The organism is Pseudomonas sp. MWU12-3088 (assembly GCF_023242405.1).
In the GTDB taxonomy this organism is placed as follows: Bacteria; Pseudomonadota; Gammaproteobacteria; order Pseudomonadales; family Pseudomonadaceae; genus Aquipseudomonas; species Aquipseudomonas kribbensis.
The window spans coordinates 498968-515198 of record NZ_JALJEA010000002.1 but is presented as its reverse complement, the minus strand read 5'-3'; the positions used below and the strand labels follow the sequence as shown (position 1 = coordinate 515198).

The following is a 16231-nucleotide window of genomic DNA, read 5'->3' as shown; positions in this document are numbered from 1 at the left end:
TGCGCATGTCTCGCCGCTCGACCGCTTTTTTCAAGACACTGACCGCGCTCACCCTGTTGGTGCTGCTCGCTGGTTGCTCGTCGCTGTCGCCGTATTCGAAAGTGACCAAGATCAACCTGAAACTGACCGGCAGCGATCAGTTGAACCCGGACCTCAACGGTCGTCCGTCGCCGATCGTGGTGCGCCTGTTCGAACTCAAGCACCCGGTGACCTTCGAGAACGCCGATTTCTTCAGCCTCTACGAGCGCGCCAAGGAATCCCTCAACCCGGATCTGGTGGCCAGCGAAGAACTCGAACTGCGCCCGGGTGAAACCGTGGAACTGAAACTCAGCGTGGAGGAGGGCAGCCGCTACATCGGCATCCTCGCCGCGTACCGTGACCTGCCGGAAACCAAATGGCGCCACACGTTCCCGATCACGCCGCTGGAAGTCACCGAAGCCGATCTGACCCTGGATCAGGCCGGTATCCGCAAGACCAACGAAGTGCTCGCCAAGGCGGATGACTGATCATGAATACCCATAAAGTCATCTGGCAGGAAGGCATGCTGCTGCGTCCGCAGCACTTCCAGCACAACGACCGCTACTACGATCACCAGATGAAGACCCGCACCCAGTTGCTGGGCGGCTACACCTGGGGTTTCCTGAATCTCGAGATCGACTTGCAGTTCCTCAACATGGGCAAACTGGTAATCAGTGAAGCCTCGGGGATCCTGCCGGACGGCAGCCTGTTCGAACTCGGCGGCAACACCGAACCGCTGGCCCTGGACATTCCGCCGAACACCGGCAATACGCCGATTTACCTGGCGCTGCCGCTGGTCACCGGCAACCACATCGAGGCCCGCCGTCCGGAGCAGTCCGACGTGCTGGCGCGCTACACCGCCTATGAAACCGAAGTGGCCGACTCCAACGCCGGCGACGATTCGGCGAGCCAGGTCAAATGCGGTCGCCCGGACTTCAAGCTGTTGCTCGGCGAGCAGCAGAGCGACCAGGCCTACGTGAAGCTGAAAATCTGCGACGTGCTCGACACCACGCCGGACGGCGTGATCAGCCTCGACCCGGACTTCGTGCCGACCTACATTCAGGCCCACGCCTCCAGCTACCTGCTGTCGTGCCTGAAAGAAGTGATCAGCATGCTCGGTCACCGGGGCGACACCATTGCCGAGCGGATTCGTTCGAACGGCAAGGTCGGCGGCGCGGAAATCGGCGACTTTATGATGCTGCAACTGATCAACCGCACCGAACTGCTGCTGCGCCACTACCTGGGCCTGGAGCAGGTTCACCCGGAAGAGTTGTACCGCACGCTGCTGACCATGCTCGGCGATCTGGCGACCTTCTCCAGCGACAGCAAACGCCCACGCCTGGACAGCCGTTACTCCCACGCCGACCAGGGTGCGAGCTTCCGCAAACTGATGGAGTCAATCCGTCAGGTGCTGTCGATGGTGCTGGAACAGCACGCCATCGAACTGATCCTGCAGGCGCGTCAGTACGGGATCATCGTGTCGCCGCTGCACGACCACAAACTGCTGGGCTCGGCGTCGTTCGTGCTGGCAGCCAGTGCCAACTGCGACTCCGAAGAACTGCGCAACCGCTTGCCTGCGCACCTCAAGGTCGGCCCGGTGGAGCGCATCCGCCAACTGGTCAACCTGCACCTGCCGGGGATCAAGGTCAAACCGTTGCCGGTGGCCCCGCGGCAGATCGCGTTCCACTCCAACAAAACCTATTTCATCCTCGAACTCAGTTCCGAAGACCTGGCGCAACTCGAGCGCTCCGGCGGCTTCGCGTTCCACGTGTCCGGCGAATTCGCCGAGCTTGAACTGAAATTCTGGGCCATCAGGAACTGACCGACATGATCAAGGACATGGAACACAACCAGGACGACAAAACCGTCCTGCTCGACCGTCAGGGCCATGGCCCGGCGGCGAGTCCGCTGACCGACTTCGCTGCGCCGCCGCGCTTCGAACAACTGGAAGAACGGATGATCTACGCCGCGCGCCTGCGCCCGGCGGAAGCCTTCAACATCAGTCTCAATTCGCTGGTGGCGGCGTCGTCCGAACTGCTGTCGGAAGTGGTGCGCCTCAAGCACAGCGAAACCCGCGAAGACCTCTACGCGCTCAACGAGCGCCTGACCGCCGGGCTCAAGCTGTTCGAAGTGCGCGCCCTGCACAACGGCGCCGAAAGCAGCCAGGTGATGGCCGCCCGCTACGTGCTCTGCACCGTGGTCGACGAAGCCGTCGTGACCACGCCGTGGGGCAACGAAAGCGAGTGGTCGCAGATGAGCCTGCTCAGCAGCTTCCACAACGAAACCTTCGGCGGCGAGAAGTTCTTCCAGCTGCTCGATCGGCTGTCGAAAAACCCGGTCAAGCACCTGCCGATGCTGGAACTGATGTACTTGTGCCTGTCCCTCGGTTTCGAGGGCAAGTACCGCGTGCAGGCCCGCGGCATGCTGGAACTCGAAGGCATCCGCGACGCCCTGTACCGGCAGATCCGTCAGTTGCGTGGCGACGTGCCGCGTGAATTGTCGCCGCAGTGGGAAGGCCTCAACGATCAGCGTCGTAATCTGGTGCGCATCGTGCCGGCGTGGATGGTGGTGCTGTTCACCTTCGTCTGTCTGGTGATGATGTATTCGGGCTTCGCCTGGGTCTTGGGCGAGCAGCGCGACACCGTGCTGCAACCTTATCAGCCGCTTGATCCGGCCGCGGTCCAGCCGCAGTCGCAGCCGTAAACAGGGACGTGTGATGAAAAAGTTTTTCAAGAAAGTCGGCGCCTTCCTGCGCCAGACCTGGGTCTGGACCTTGCTGCTGGTGCTGTTCGTGGCGCTGCTGGTGTGGTTCGTCGGCCCGCTGTTGGCGGTGGATGACTACAAGTTCTGGGAGAGTTCCACCTCCCGGTTGCTGACCATCGCCGTGCTGTTCCTGATCTGGGGCCTGACCATGGTCTTCGTCAGCTGGCGCGCCGGTATCCGCAAGAAAGCCGTCGAAGAAACCGAAGACGGCCAGGACCGTATCCGTCGCGACGACTTGATCGAAGAAGAGCAGAAAGAGTTGAAGGAGCGTTTCAAGGACGCCCTGAAAACCCTCAAGACTTCGAGCCTGTATCGCGGCCGCAGCGAGCGCTGGCGCAGTGACCTGCCGTGGTACTTGCTGATCGGCCCGCAGGCTAGCGGCAAGACCAGCCTGCTGGACTTCTCCGGGCTGGAATTCCCGATCAACAAGATCGACCGCAAGCTGACCCGCGACACTCACGGCACCCGTCACTGCGACTGGTACTTCGCCGACCACGGTGTACTGATCGACACCGCCGGCCGCTACCTGACCCAGCCGGATTCGGAAGTCGACGGCAGCGCCTGGACCACCCTGCTGGAACTGCTGCGCAAGCGTCGTCGCGGTCGTCCGCTGAACGGCGTGCTGGTGACCATTCCGGTAGAAACCCTGACCGGTGGCAGCGAGCAGGACATCGACACCCTGGCCCGCCAGGTGCGTGCGCGTCTGCAAGACGTCTATCAGAAACTGCACGTCGACGTGCCGGTGTATCTGGTGCTGAGCAAGGCTGACAAGCTGCTGGGCTTCGACGAGTTCTTCGATCAACTGACCCGCGAAGAAAGCGATCAGGTGCTGGGTACCAGTTTCCGCAAGGATCAGGTCGGCACCGACGTGGCTGTGCTGCGCGGCGAGTTCGAAGAGCTGCTGCGTCGCCTCAACAGCCAGGTGATCATGCGCATGCACTCCGAGCGCGACACCCAGCGCCGTGGCCGCATCCTCGACTTCCCGCACCAGATGGGCCAGATCGGCGAGCGTCTGTGCCTGTTCGTCGACATGGCGTTCACCGGCAACCGCTACCAGCGTGCGACACAACTGCGTGGTTTCTACCTGACCAGCGCACCGCACCTGACCCACGAAATGGACTCGACCACCGCCGGCATCGGCGCCAGCCTGGGCATGAGCGCCGGCGTGCTGCCGACCCTGCGCAGCGGTCGTTCGCGTTTCATCCACCACTTGCTCAGCCGGGTGATTTTCCCCGAGGCCGATCTGGCCGGGCTGGACAAGCGCGAGCGCAGCCGCATCCATTGGGGCCAGCGTGCGTTGTACGTCGGTGCACTGGGCGCGCTGGTGCTGTTCGGCATGCTCTGGGCCGGTGGTTTCTCGGCCAACTGGGAGCGACTGGAAAACCTGCGCAACCTGGCGCAGAACTGGACGCAGCAACGCACGGCACTGTCGCCGCGCGATGACGCCATGGGCACGCTGAAAACCCTCGACACCAGCTACGCCGCGACCCAGGTGTTCCCGAAGAAGGGCGACGCCGCGTACCACGAGCGCGTCGGTCTGTATCAGGGCCAGGACGTCAATCCGGTGGTCAAGGAGGCGTATGAGCGCGAGCTTGAAAAGCAACTGCTGCCGCGCGTTGCCACCATGCTCGAAGGCCAGATCCGCGCCAACATGAAGGACCGCGAGAAGCTGATCAACAGCCTGCGCGCGTACCTGATGCTGAACATGAAGGACCGTCGCGACGCGGCATGGCTCAAGGATTGGGTCGCCACTGACTGGTCCCAGCGCTACACCGGCAACACTGCGGTGCAGAACGGTTTGAATGCGCACCTTGAGCGTCTGCTGAAGCTGCCGTTTATCTACCCGCTCAACGAGCAGCTGGTGACTCAGGCCCGTCAGGTTCTGCGCAGTGAGTCCCTGGCGGCTGTGGTTTACCGCATGCTCCGCGAGCAGGCGCGTAACCTGCCGGACTATCGCTTCAGCCAACACCTCGGCCCGCAAGGTTCGTTGTTCATCGGCACCGAATATGTGATCCCGGGCTTCTACACCCAGACTGGTTATCAGCAGTATTTCTCGGTACAGGGTTCGGCGCTGGTCACTGACATCCTGCGTGACAACTGGGTACTGGGCGAAGGTGCGGGCATCAGCGACATGGATCTGCGTCGCCTGATGGTCGAGCTGGAGCAGCTGTACTTCCGCGACTACGCCAACTACTGGAGCGAGGCCGTTGGCCAGGTGGCGCTGCCGCCGATCAGCGATGCCGGTGAAGGCGCCGAGCAACTGGCGGGCCTGACCTCGGCCAACTCGCCGGTGCTGGCGCTGCTGACTGAAGTGCGCGAAAACACCCGCTTCCCGGCGGCCCCTGAGCCGGTGGATGAAGCCGGTGACGCCGCCGATGCACTGGCAGGGCAGAAGGGCAAACTGGGCAAGGTCGGCAAACTCGCTTCGGCGTTGACGGACAAGGCTGCGGCCATGAACGTGGCGAAGAACCTGCCGGACACCGCCAAGAAGTCGCTGCAACGTCGCTTCGAGCCGCTGCATAAACTGCTCGACGACAACAACGGCCCGGCCGCTGACCTGACCCCGGCCTTCACCGCGCTCAACGACCTGCAACTGCAACTGGCGGGCCTCGCCCGTTCCAGCACGCCGGAGCAGGCCGCGTTCGAACTGGCCAAGACCCGCATGAGCGGCCAGCGTGATGCGCTGACCAACCTGCGCAATGCGTCGGGTCGTCTGCCGCGTCCGCTGAGCGTGTGGTTCAACGTGCTGGCCGAAGACTCGTGGCGTCTGGTGCTCAACGATGCCTACCAATACCTGAACGGCCGTTATCAGAGCGAGCTGTACAGCGTGTATGGCAAGACCATCAACCAGCGTTACCCGTTCAGCGCATCGAGCACCAGCGACGTGGCGATCAGCGACTTCCGCGAGTTCTTCCGGGCTCAAGGCACCCTCGACCGCTTCTTCGACAGCTACATGCGTCCGTTCGTCAGCGGTGATCCGGGCAACTACCGGATGCGCAGCATCGACGGTCGCAGCCTGCCGGTGTCCAAGGTCTTCCTTGATCAGATGGCGGCGGCACTGAACATTCGCCAGAGCTTCTTCTCGATCAACCCGGCCGAGCCGACCGTGCAGTTCAAACTGGAGCCGTACACCCTCGATCCGGCGGTCAGCCGTTCCGAGTTCAAGTTCGGCGACAAGACCATGGAATACCGCCACGGTCCGATCCTGCCGATGAACTTCAAGTGGCCGACCGATGCTGAAGACGGTCGCACCAGCCTGGTCATGGACAAGATGGCCGGGCGCCCGATCGGCATCGAGAAGAACTCCGGCCCATGGTCGCTGTTCCGTCTGTTCGACCTGATGCAGACCGAGTACCTGACCGGTCGCGATGTGCTGGTGCTGAAAGCCGACGTGGGTGGCCTGCGCGCCAACTACCTGCTGACCAGCCAGCGCACGCCGAACCCGTTCGACATGGGCGTGATGCGCACCTTCCGTATGCCGGTGCAGCTCTGATGCTGGTGGCCAGTCCCTGGCGCAGCGCGGCGCGAACCGACCCGGGCAAGGTGCGGTCGCGCAACGAAGATGCCTTCCTCGACACCCCGCAGCATGGGCTGTGGGTGGTCGCGGACGGCATGGGCGGTCATCAGGGGGGCGACATCGCCAGCCAGTTGATCGTCGCCAGCCTGGCTGAACTGCCACAGCACGAAGACTTCGACGAACGCCTCAAAGCCATCCGCCAGTGCCTGCACTGGCTGAACCGGCGCCTGGGGCAGGAGTTGACCGTCACTGCCGGACGTCACGACAGCATCATGGGCAGTACCGTCGTGGCGCTGCTGGTGGAAGGCAATCGTGCGGCCTGCATCTGGGCCGGCGACAGCCGTTGCTACATGTGGCGCGGGCAGCGGTTGTATCAGCTGTCGAAGGACCATTCGCTGCAGCAGCAACTGATCGACGAGCAACAGATGAGCGTCGAGCAGGCTGCGGCGCACCCGGCCGCCCAGGCGTTGACCCGGGCGGTGGGTGCGGCGGAGCAACTGACCCTGGATGTGCTGGAACTTGAGGTCTATCCGGGCGATGTGTTCCTGCTGTGCAGCGATGGTTTGTATCAAGGCCTGAGCAGCGATGCCCTCGGCAACGCCCTCAGCCTGGCGGCGCCACACGTGGCGCTGGAACGTCTGTTCGACGGCGCCCTGCGTGGCGCTGCCCGGGACAATCTGACTGCCGTGGTGATCCGCCAATGACTGAACTCGAATCCTCAGTCGACGACTTGCTGATGAGCGAAGAGCAGGCCAACAACCTGACCTACTTCGCCTTCGCCAGGGAAAACAAGGCAGAGCCTTTGCTGGCGCCAACCAAGGCCAGCATCGGTGCACTGCCGGACGTACTCGCCGGCCGCTATCACCTCGAGCGTCTGCTCGGGGCCGGCGGCATGGGTGCGGTTTACCGGGCCCGGGATCTGCTGCACGAACAGTTCGGCGATCCCGATCCTTACATTGCGCTGAAAATCCTCAGCGAAGAATTTGCCGAGTCGCCGGACGCCAGTGCATTGCTCTACAGCGAGTTCGCCCTGACCCGACGCCTGCGTCACGACAACGTGCTGCGACCGCACACGTTCGAAGTGGACACCGATTGCCAGCGGGCCTTTATCACCATGGAACTCATGCGTGGCCTGACCCTGGACAAACTGCTCTGCGAGCGGCCGCTGGGCCTGCCGTGGAAAGAACTGCGCGACATCGCGCTGCCGCTGCTCGACGCGCTGGCCTACGCCCACCGTCGCGGCGTGCTGCACGGTGACATGAAACCGAGCAACGTCATGCTCTGCGAAGACGGCGTGCGCCTGTTCGACTTCGGTCTCGGGCAAGCCGAGGAGGGCATCCTGCCCGGCCTGCCGCACCTGAGCCGCGAGCGCTTCAACGCCTGGACCCCGGGCTACGCCGCCCCCGAACTGCTCGAGGGCCAACCGCTGTCGGCCAGCGCGGACGTGTACGGCGTGGCCTGCGTGATCTATGAACTGGCGGGCGGCAAACACCCGTTCCGCCGCTTGCCCTCGACCCAGGCCCGTGACGAACACCTGGATCGCGAACTGCAAGCCCCGGCAAATCTGCCGACACACTGTTGGCCAGCGCTGCGCACCGCGCTGGCCTTTGACGCAGCAGAGCGCAACATCACTGCTGAACAATTGCGTGACGCCTTGGGCGCCACTTCGTCCTGGTTGCAGCGTTTGCGGCTGAGGGCGTAACGGATGACATTCGAACAGGGAGCACTTTATGTTCAACCCAGCTAACGAAACGCACTTCAGCCTGACGGTCGAAGACTACGTAGGCGACCTGCAAGTCCTGTCGTTCACCGGCACCGAAGGCATCAGCCAGCCGTTCCGTTTCGACCTGGAACTGGTCAGCGAAAACCCGGATCTGGACCTGGAAAAACTCCTGCACAAACAGGCGTTCCTCGCCCTCGATCCACAAGGCTCGGGCATTCACGGTCAGATCTACCGTGTCGCCCAGGGCGATGCCGGCAAGCGCCTGACCCGCTACAAGGTCTCGCTGGTGCCGCAGCTGCAATACCTGCATCACCGCACCAACCAGCGCATTTACCAGCAGATGTCGGCGCCGAAAATCATCGCGCTGATCCTCGACGAGCACGGCATCAAGGGCAACGCCTACAGCTTCCAGCTGAGCCAGCCGTGCCCGGATCGCGACTACTGCGTGCAGTACGACGAAACCGACCTGCACTTCGTCCAGCGCCTGTGTGAAGAAGAAGGCATTCACTACCACTTCCAGCACAGCCAGAAAGGCCATCTGCTGGTGTTCGGCGATGACCAGACTGTGTTCCCGAATCTCGGCCAACCGACCGCGTACGTACAGGGCAGCGGCATGGTCGCCGAAGAGCCGGTGATCAAAGGCTTCCGGCTGCGTCTGGAAACCCGTACCAGCCGCACCACCCGCCGCGACTACGACTTCGAAAAACCGCGCCTGCAAATGGAAGCAGCGTACAAACCGGATGGCGAAAGCACTGAACCGGATCTCGAAGACTATGACTACCCCGGCCGTTTCATCGACCGCGCGCGCGGCAAGTTCCTCAGCCAGCGCGCCCTCGAACGCCATCGCGCCGATTACCGTCAGGCCGAAGGTCGCGGCGACCAGACCAGACTCGTCAGCGGCCACTTCATGGAAATGTCCGACCACCCGCGCAGCGAGTGGAACGACCTGTGGCTGCTCACTGAAATCTTCCACGAAGGCAAACAGCCGCAAGTCCTCGAAGAATCGGTAACCAGCGACACCACCGACAACAAGGACGACTTCCACCAGGGCTACCGCAACCGCTTCCTCGCCACCCCGTGGGACGTGTTCTACCGCCCGGCCCTCGAACACCCGAAACCCCGCGTGCTCGGCAGCCAGACCGCCATGGTCACCGGCCCCAAAGGCGAAGAAATCCACTGCGACCAGTACGGCCGCATCAAGGTGCAATTCCACTGGGACCGCGAAGGCCAGGCCGACGACAAAACCAGCTGCTGGCTGCGCGTCTCCAGCTCCTGGGCCGGCGACCGCTACGGTGCCATTTCCATCCCGCGCATCGGCATGGAAGTCCTCGTCACCTTCCTCGAAGGCGACCCCGACCAACCACTGGTCACCGGCTGCCTGTACCACAAGGAAAACCCGGTGCCCTACGCCCTGCCGGCGAACAAAACCCGCACTGTCTTCAAAACCCTCAGCTCCCCGGGCGGCGGTGGCTACAACGAACTGCGCATCGAAGACAAAAAAGGCGCCGAACAAATCTTCATCCACGCCCAGCGTGACTGGGATGAAAACGTCGAGCACGACCAGAAAATCCGCGTCGGCAACGAACGCCACGACACCGTGGTGAAAAACACCTACACCGAGCTGAAGGCCGAAGAACACCGCACCACGATTTCCGACCGCAAGATCGAAGCGCGGATGGACGACCACCTGACCATTGGTGAGAACCAGCATGTGAAGCTCGGGACGGCGCAACTGACCAGTGCCGGGAAAGAGATACACATCAAGGCGGGGGACAAAATTGTCATTGAGGCGGGAACTGAGCTGACGATTCTCGGCGGCGGCAGTTTCATCAAGCTCGATGGCGGTGGTGTGACGGTGGTTGGGCCGGTGGTGAAGATTAATGCTGGCGGGTCGGCGGGGAGTGGCACCGGGATTGGGATTAAGCCTCCGGTACTGCCGGGGGCGGCGGATAAGGATAAGGCGGGGAGTTTGATGGATCAGGCGTTGGGGAATGCGGTGCCTCAGAAAGCTGACCCTCGACCAATGCGAATGATCAGGTTCTCTGGTTGACCGCCAACGGATCAAAAAGGATTAGGTAAAAGTACAAATGACAGAGCCAGTGAAAGTTAAAAAGTGGTCTTACCCGATAAAGATTGGTGGTGCGGGTGGCACAGATCCACAGCGGTATTACGCTGCCTTGGCGAAGGCGCAGGATGGTTATTACCCACTTGGCGGCAATGGCTTGTGGCATGGCGGCGTGCATTTTGATGAGGCTTCCGGATTAGTCTCTGCACAGAGCGAGGTACGCTGTATCGCTGATGGGCAAGTAGTTGCCTATCGTATTGATGACACCTATCCAGCCACGGTATATACGGATCGCACCGCTTTTGCTTCGACAGGCTTCGTGCTGGTGAAGCATCTCCTGGAGATGCCCGCTCCCCCTACACCTTCTGCCAACTCGGGCGCCGCTCAGGCTGCGGGCCCGATATTGACGTTTTATAGTCTCTATATGCACCTGCTGGACATGGAAGGCTACAGGACGAAAACACCCATGTTGGAACGGCCTTCGTACTGGGCTAATGGTGGCTATCAGGTAAAAGCGGGTGTGAGTGATCCCGTCGAGGGTTTGAACGTACGCGCTGACCTCCCTGGGACAGCGGGCTACACCAATATTCTGACTACGTTGCCACGTGGCACCACTGTTACAACGGGAGTCGCGAGTACAGATGGAAAATGGCTAAAAGTTGTCAGTGTGGTGCCGGAAGCTGACCAATCCGCAGCTATAGGCGGGTGGGTATTCAAAGCCCAAATGAACAGTAAAGGCGAAAATCAGTACCTGATTGGCGAGCTAGCGAAAAATATCCCTGCTAATCAAGCCAAGGGTTTGAGAGTGCGTAGGACCGGCTCGACTACCGGTGAGGTTATGTCGATACTGCCTGCTGGCACTCAAGTTGAGATTAGCCAAGAGGGAGCGGTTGGAAATTATCGGAAACTCGTAAAGGTCGTTAGTGGAGCACCGATCCCCGCACTTGCCACTGATGAGAACGGAAATGTTGGCGGTTATGTATGGTTTCCTTCACTTGAGACCAAGACCGAACCCAAGGATCTGGGGAAGGTTGTTCTGCTCGATAATCCGGTAGCTATCAAGGCTGGAGCGTTGGTGGGTTTTCCCGGTCATTATCAGGAGCACGATGAGGGAATAGCTCGTAATTTGGTCCATGTAGAGGTTTTTACATGCGAAGATATCGAGAAGTTTGTTTCTCTTAGTCGAGAAAAAGCCGCTGCCTTGCCTGCGGCTCAAAAAAACCTGATGAAGGTTCACAAGGATACAAAACTTATCACCCATCGCTCGGATATCAGTGCTACAAATCCACCTCAGGCTAATGATAGTGGTGTGGTGAATAAGTTTGATCTGATTATTCCAACTAGCGTTTTAGAGAGTCTGCCAGATTCAAAAAAAATCAAACAAACTATCACTACACCAGGCGTAGGTACCGGTCCAGCAGCTACCAGCACGACTCGATGGTGGCTTCTTGAAGGACTGCTGGGGGATGCACAAGGTAATCCGATTAGCGGATGGTTGGGCGACAAGGACTTGATAACTACTCGCCATAATCCATGGGATTGGGTTGGGTTTAAATTCATTGAAGAAACGGGGAGCAATGCCGATCACCTTTCTTCGTATCTTCATGATCGCGATCTGCTTACCGAAGAGGAAAAAGCTACTTTTGTTCCTATGGCAAGTACGTCAATTAAAGGGCCGGTAAAGGAAGGGTTGTACGACATAATTGATACTGACAAAAACGGTAAACTGACAACCACAGAAATTCAGGCGGCACTTGCAAAGCCTTGGTTTGCACAATCCATATCTCAGCTTGTCACTAAGTGTGAAAGTGAGTGGTACTACGACGCGAACAAGTGGGACGCGCTGGATGGATTGATGGGGCATACGGTAGATGTGCCTAATTTAAACTGGGTAGCGCAAAAAAAACGAATCAAGGAAATGTCGTGGTGGAAAGATGTAGCTATAAAGGAAGCGCTAAATTCAGATGGCAAGGTTTGGCATATTCACTCCATAGGACTTATAGGGAATTTTGAAAAGAAGAAACAATGCTCCTGTAATCCAGTTGTGAAAGTTACTCGATATCATGGTCGTTATGGTCCGGCAGCGTGGGGTGAAGGAAAATTGGGTGATGCCCCCCAGTGGGGTGCTGTAACTGCAGCTAAAAATGTTACCGCTTTTGAGAAAAAAGTTATTTCTGTTATGTGTGAAAACGAGGGGAAGGTGAATACCGTCCAGGCATATGACAGTGAAATAATATCTGCGGGCGCAATGCAAAAAACAGTTAATACTGATGGCGAGGGCGAACTGCCGATTCAAGTTAAAAATTTCAAGATGCTTTATCCTGATGAGTATGTCGAACTGTTTGAAAATCAAGGATGGTACTTGGATCTTAGTGCTGCTGAACCTAGGATGTATTACCAAGATCCAGAATACTCAAGTGGTGAAAAACTTGAAAAGGGGCCTTTGAAGAGTAAGTTGCGGCAGGGTTGCGGGGAGCATAACTTTCTGCAAGTTATTCAATGTAAGCCTGTTTCCGTGTTGTCTTGTGCAGTGGGTTCGCCTGAATACGTGGAGCTTCAAATATCAGAGTTTGTGGATCGATTGAGAGATGTTCGTATTAAAACAATAAGTACCTATAGTTTTACTGTTGGACAGCTATTTTTGTCAACGCTTGGGCTAGCTACGGTTTTGGATGAACATGTCAATCGGCCGAATAACGTAGGTGCAAACCTAAAAAGAGCGTTAAACAAATTCTTTTTGGAAAATCCTACAGTTAGCAAAGATATAACAACATGGGGTAGTAATCACGCAGCTTATGAACGAAAAATTACTGATATTTATGGGCCTAATCGGATTGGTATGACGGAGCCGTTGGATAGATACACTAATTTAAAGGCGGCAGCAAATGATTAAAAAATATTCATTAGCATTTTTTATTGTCATGTTGGGTGTTGGTGCTGTTTGTGCTGATAGTTCGACGCTGGAAGTTGTTGGCGCAAAAGAGAATGTGGTCAGATTTGTAGACTATAAAGAAAAATATGGAGGGTGGCATGACATTAAATTCAGAAGCGCCACGGAAGAATTCAAGATTTACTCGCTTCCAGCAAGAGCTGATTCGGCAGAAGATGGGGTTGTGGCCAGCTCTGATATAAGCATGATGTCTCCCCAGAAAAAATATTTAATGGTTCAACGAACAGATGCTGGGGAAGTTGTAGATGAGAACGGTAAGGAAAAAATTTCCTCTCAAGCGTACTGCGATGTAATTTCAATGGAAACAGGCTGTGTTAAGAATATTGGGTCGGTGCAGCAGTGTGATGGAGCATGGCATGGTGAAGTGTGGAAGATGGCGACAGGAAAGATTTTTGACACTTCTACTGGTGGCGTCTCACCGAGTGGTTTGATTGCTAATGTGGCTGGGGTTACTGAAAGTGAATCTCGAGCCAGTTTATTGAGAGATTATATCTTTATGGGGGTTCCTTCTTATATGGCATGCTATCCTCCTGAGAAAAGTATTTCGTCATATAATGATCTTGCATTCTACTTGGCACAGGGGGGGGAGCACCAGTTGGCAATGCAAATTTATAACGAATTACTACCTCTTGCTCCTGACAGAATACCGTTGAAACTTAACGTTGCAGATTCACTTTGGGCGCTTGGAAGAAATAATGAAGCAAAGGTTTTGTATGTTGACTATCGTGCGGCTATGTTAAAGCGTGGCATGTTGGAAAAAGTTCCAGTGCGAGTTGGAGAGCGCTTGGGTCAATAGTCGACTGTGCCTGTATGAGTGTTGTTCTTATTTAAAGGGGGCGTTAATTTTAGTGGCTATTGGAAAAATTTATTTTTGCTCGGTGGTTTAGTGAAGGTGCGAAAGGAGATTGGTTTTAATTAATTGGCTAGACGTTGTTAACGTCTGGCGATAGTCTTAAATAAAACTGTCCACTAGTGGATCACAACATTGCATTGGCTGCTTGAAGAGTCGTCCGTGGTTAACGAGTTCTGATAAGTATGAAAAATTCATGTTTTGATTTTTTGGCGTTATCTCCTTTCGCCGCCGAGAGCTCCTGACTCAAGGAACGCAGATCGTCTCGATGACGTACACGAAGAAGTCCAACGGCAAGGTTTACTACTTTGGAAATAACACCAGCTCGACTCCTCTTTGGAGTCCGGATGTGAGTGGGAGTAAGGCGAACACATGAGATCAAAAACTCTAGCAGCATCATTGCTCGGCCTGCTGTGGTCGATGCCGGTGCTGGCCGAAACCACTACCTTCAGCCCAACCAAAGGCATCGAGGCGACGCTGGTTCTCGAAGGTTCCAAGCTGAGTGTCGCGGTTAAAGGCGAAATGCATAACGAGTCGCGAACTATCGATTTTGAAGCCGTAAACGAACTCCATGTGCAGATCGATGATTACAATTTCGACGGTGCCAAGGATTTCGCGATCTGGCAGCTTGATGACGGAATGGGCACTTACGACTACTACCGGGTGTTCATTTACCAAGTCAAAACCGGCACGTTCGAAGAATTGCAGCCGGACTGTGGCGATGGTTTCGTTAATTTGGGCGTCGACAAAAAGCGTAAAGCGTTGCTCAGCACCTATTGGGAAATGAACATACCCAAACAATGCGTCACCCGGTTCGCCAAACGCAAAGCTTGAATGACTCAAGGAAGAACACAGTGAAACGTTTTGTTTTTACCCTGCTGGCCATGCTGCTGCCTGTTACAGCGGTGTACGCGCAGGATGACTGCAGCCATGTCACCTCGAGCCTGGAAATGGTGCCGTGCTCGGAGGCGGCGAAGAAGGCTGCCGATACGCAGCTGAACGTCAGCTATAAGCAATTGATGGTGCGGCTTGAGTCTGATTATCGAGCGGATCCGGCATTGGGCGCGGAGTACGCGGCGAAGGTTAAAGAGTCGCAACGTGCGTGGCTGAAATTGCGCGATGCGAACTGTCCGTTGGAGGCATTCGAGATCGAGACGGGGATGCCGGCGCATGTGTTTGCGGTCAACTCGTGCATCGCCAGAATGAGTCGCGAGCGCTCGGCGTATCTGGACAAGATCGTCCCTGCTCTTGCATCCGATAAGAGCACTTCGACAGCGCCGGCCAACGGCGCTTGTCCTTCGGAGGAATTCCCTGCTTTCCTGACAGCGTTTTCCGCCAGCAGTGAATCGCAGCATCGTCTCACTGCGATGACGGTCAAGTCGCTTGTGTTGAAGCCGGTTGCAGGCAAGGACCGTAGTACCTTTGAGCCTTCGACCTCGGGCGTCAGCGGAGCTTCTTTCACCTATCCGCTGATGGCCGCCATCACACCCGGCAAGACACCTGGAGTCGAGATTGAAGAGGTCGATGACAGTCACGTCAACGTGGTCGATAAGCGGGCGGGCAACAGCAATGTGAAAATCTTCAATTTCTCGCGGCAGGCATGTTGGGTGCTGGAGGGGATTGAGGATTGGTCGGTCAGCGAACAGTATCTGGTGGCGACAAATAACCCAGGAATGAGCCGTGCCGAGCAATTCTGTTATCAACGTGCTGAAGCGTTAGGTGGGTTAGGGTTTCTTGAGCAGTACCGACTGACGGTGGAGTTGATCGAAGCGTCCTTGGAAAATTACTTGTGTGCCGCAGAGTCGGGGGATGCACAGGCGAGCCTGTCGGCGGCAAGCCTTAGCCTTTCGCAAATGGCGTCTCAGTTGGAAACCCCGAGGGTTGAAGCGCTGTTCAAAGCGGCTTCGAAAATACCGAGTGGCGCGTTGGCCTATGCCACGTTTTTTTGCTTAGGAAATTCCACAGACTATGGCGGCCCTTGCCTTCATCCCGCGCAAGCGGAAGAGCAGATCATTCGGGCGGTAAAGATGGATTCGACCGAAGCGATGAATTATCTGGCTTCTACATTCGAGGGTGGAAGACTGGGCACAAAAGATATGTCCCGCGCATTGGCTTGCTACCAAATGGCTGCTGACAAAGGTGACCCTCGGGCGAAGGAGCACTTGAAGCTTTTGAGCTCGCAAGGCACACAGCCGATCAAAGCCAGTCACTGCATTTGAAGTTCGTGGGGCATGTTTGGTGCGCTTTCGCACGCGCTGATCTTGAACCAGTTGCACTAAAACGCTTAACGCTTGTGCATCTGACACCCCCCATTTTCCTTTAAACTCCGCGCCCTCAAGGAACGC

The 16231-nt window shown here is 57.3% G+C and carries 11 protein-coding genes; all 11 read left to right on the top strand.

The genetic code is table 11. The features are described 5' to 3' along the window. Window positions 1-5 precede the first annotated feature (5 nt). Window positions 6-506, top strand: a complete 501-nt coding sequence (gene tssJ, locus M5B98_RS08160) for a type VI secretion system lipoprotein TssJ (protein ID WP_085731356.1) — start codon at window positions 6-8, stop codon at window positions 504-506. Window positions 507-508: 2 nt separating this feature from the next. Next, on the top strand, window positions 509-1840 hold the full coding sequence (gene tssK, locus M5B98_RS08155; RefSeq protein ID WP_085708838.1) for a type VI secretion system baseplate subunit TssK: 1332 nt from the start codon (window positions 509-511) through the stop codon (window positions 1838-1840). A 5-nt stretch (window positions 1841-1845) separates the two neighbouring features. Further along, window positions 1846-2721, top strand: coding sequence for a type IVB secretion system protein IcmH/DotU (gene icmH / locus M5B98_RS08150; RefSeq protein WP_007954389.1), 876 nt, complete (start codon window positions 1846-1848; stop codon window positions 2719-2721). A gap of 13 nt (window positions 2722-2734) precedes the next feature. Beyond that, window positions 2735-6274 (top strand): type VI secretion system membrane subunit TssM, encoded by a 3540-nt coding sequence (tssM, locus tag M5B98_RS08145; RefSeq protein ID WP_248742402.1) that lies wholly within the window; start codon window positions 2735-2737, stop codon window positions 6272-6274. Beyond that, window positions 6274-7002 (top strand): PP2C family protein-serine/threonine phosphatase, encoded by a 729-nt coding sequence (locus M5B98_RS08140; RefSeq protein WP_039765158.1) that lies wholly within the window; start codon window positions 6274-6276, stop codon window positions 7000-7002. Before tssM ends, M5B98_RS08140 begins: the two co-directional genes overlap by 1 nt. Continuing rightward, window positions 6999-8000, top strand: coding sequence for a serine/threonine-protein kinase (locus tag M5B98_RS08135; RefSeq protein WP_248742401.1), 1002 nt, complete (start codon window positions 6999-7001; stop codon window positions 7998-8000). Before M5B98_RS08140 ends, M5B98_RS08135 begins: the two co-directional genes overlap by 4 nt. A gap of 28 nt (window positions 8001-8028) precedes the next feature. After that, window positions 8029-10071: a type VI secretion system tip protein VgrG gene (locus tag M5B98_RS08130; RefSeq protein ID WP_248742400.1), complete on the top strand. Its 2043-nt coding sequence runs from the start codon at window positions 8029-8031 to the stop codon at window positions 10069-10071. Window positions 10072-10108: 37 nt separating this feature from the next. Next, complete coding sequence (locus M5B98_RS08125; protein ID WP_248742399.1) at window positions 10109-12979, top strand: hypothetical protein; 2871 nt, start codon at window positions 10109-10111, stop codon at window positions 12977-12979. After that, entirely contained in the window at window positions 12972-13832 is an 861-nt protein-coding gene (locus tag M5B98_RS08120; protein ID WP_248742398.1) for a tetratricopeptide repeat protein, read from the top strand. Before M5B98_RS08125 ends, M5B98_RS08120 begins: the two co-directional genes overlap by 8 nt. A 426-nt stretch (window positions 13833-14258) precedes the next feature. Continuing rightward, on the top strand, window positions 14259-14720 hold the full coding sequence (locus tag M5B98_RS08115) for an XAC2610-related protein (RefSeq protein ID WP_248742397.1): 462 nt from the start codon (window positions 14259-14261) through the stop codon (window positions 14718-14720). 20 nt (window positions 14721-14740) lie between these two features. Next, the gene (locus M5B98_RS08110; protein ID WP_248742396.1) at window positions 14741-16105 is read left to right on the top strand and encodes a lysozyme inhibitor LprI family protein; all 1365 of its coding nucleotides are present in this window, start codon (window positions 14741-14743) and stop codon (window positions 16103-16105) included. The last annotated feature ends 126 nt before the right edge of the window (window positions 16106-16231 follow it).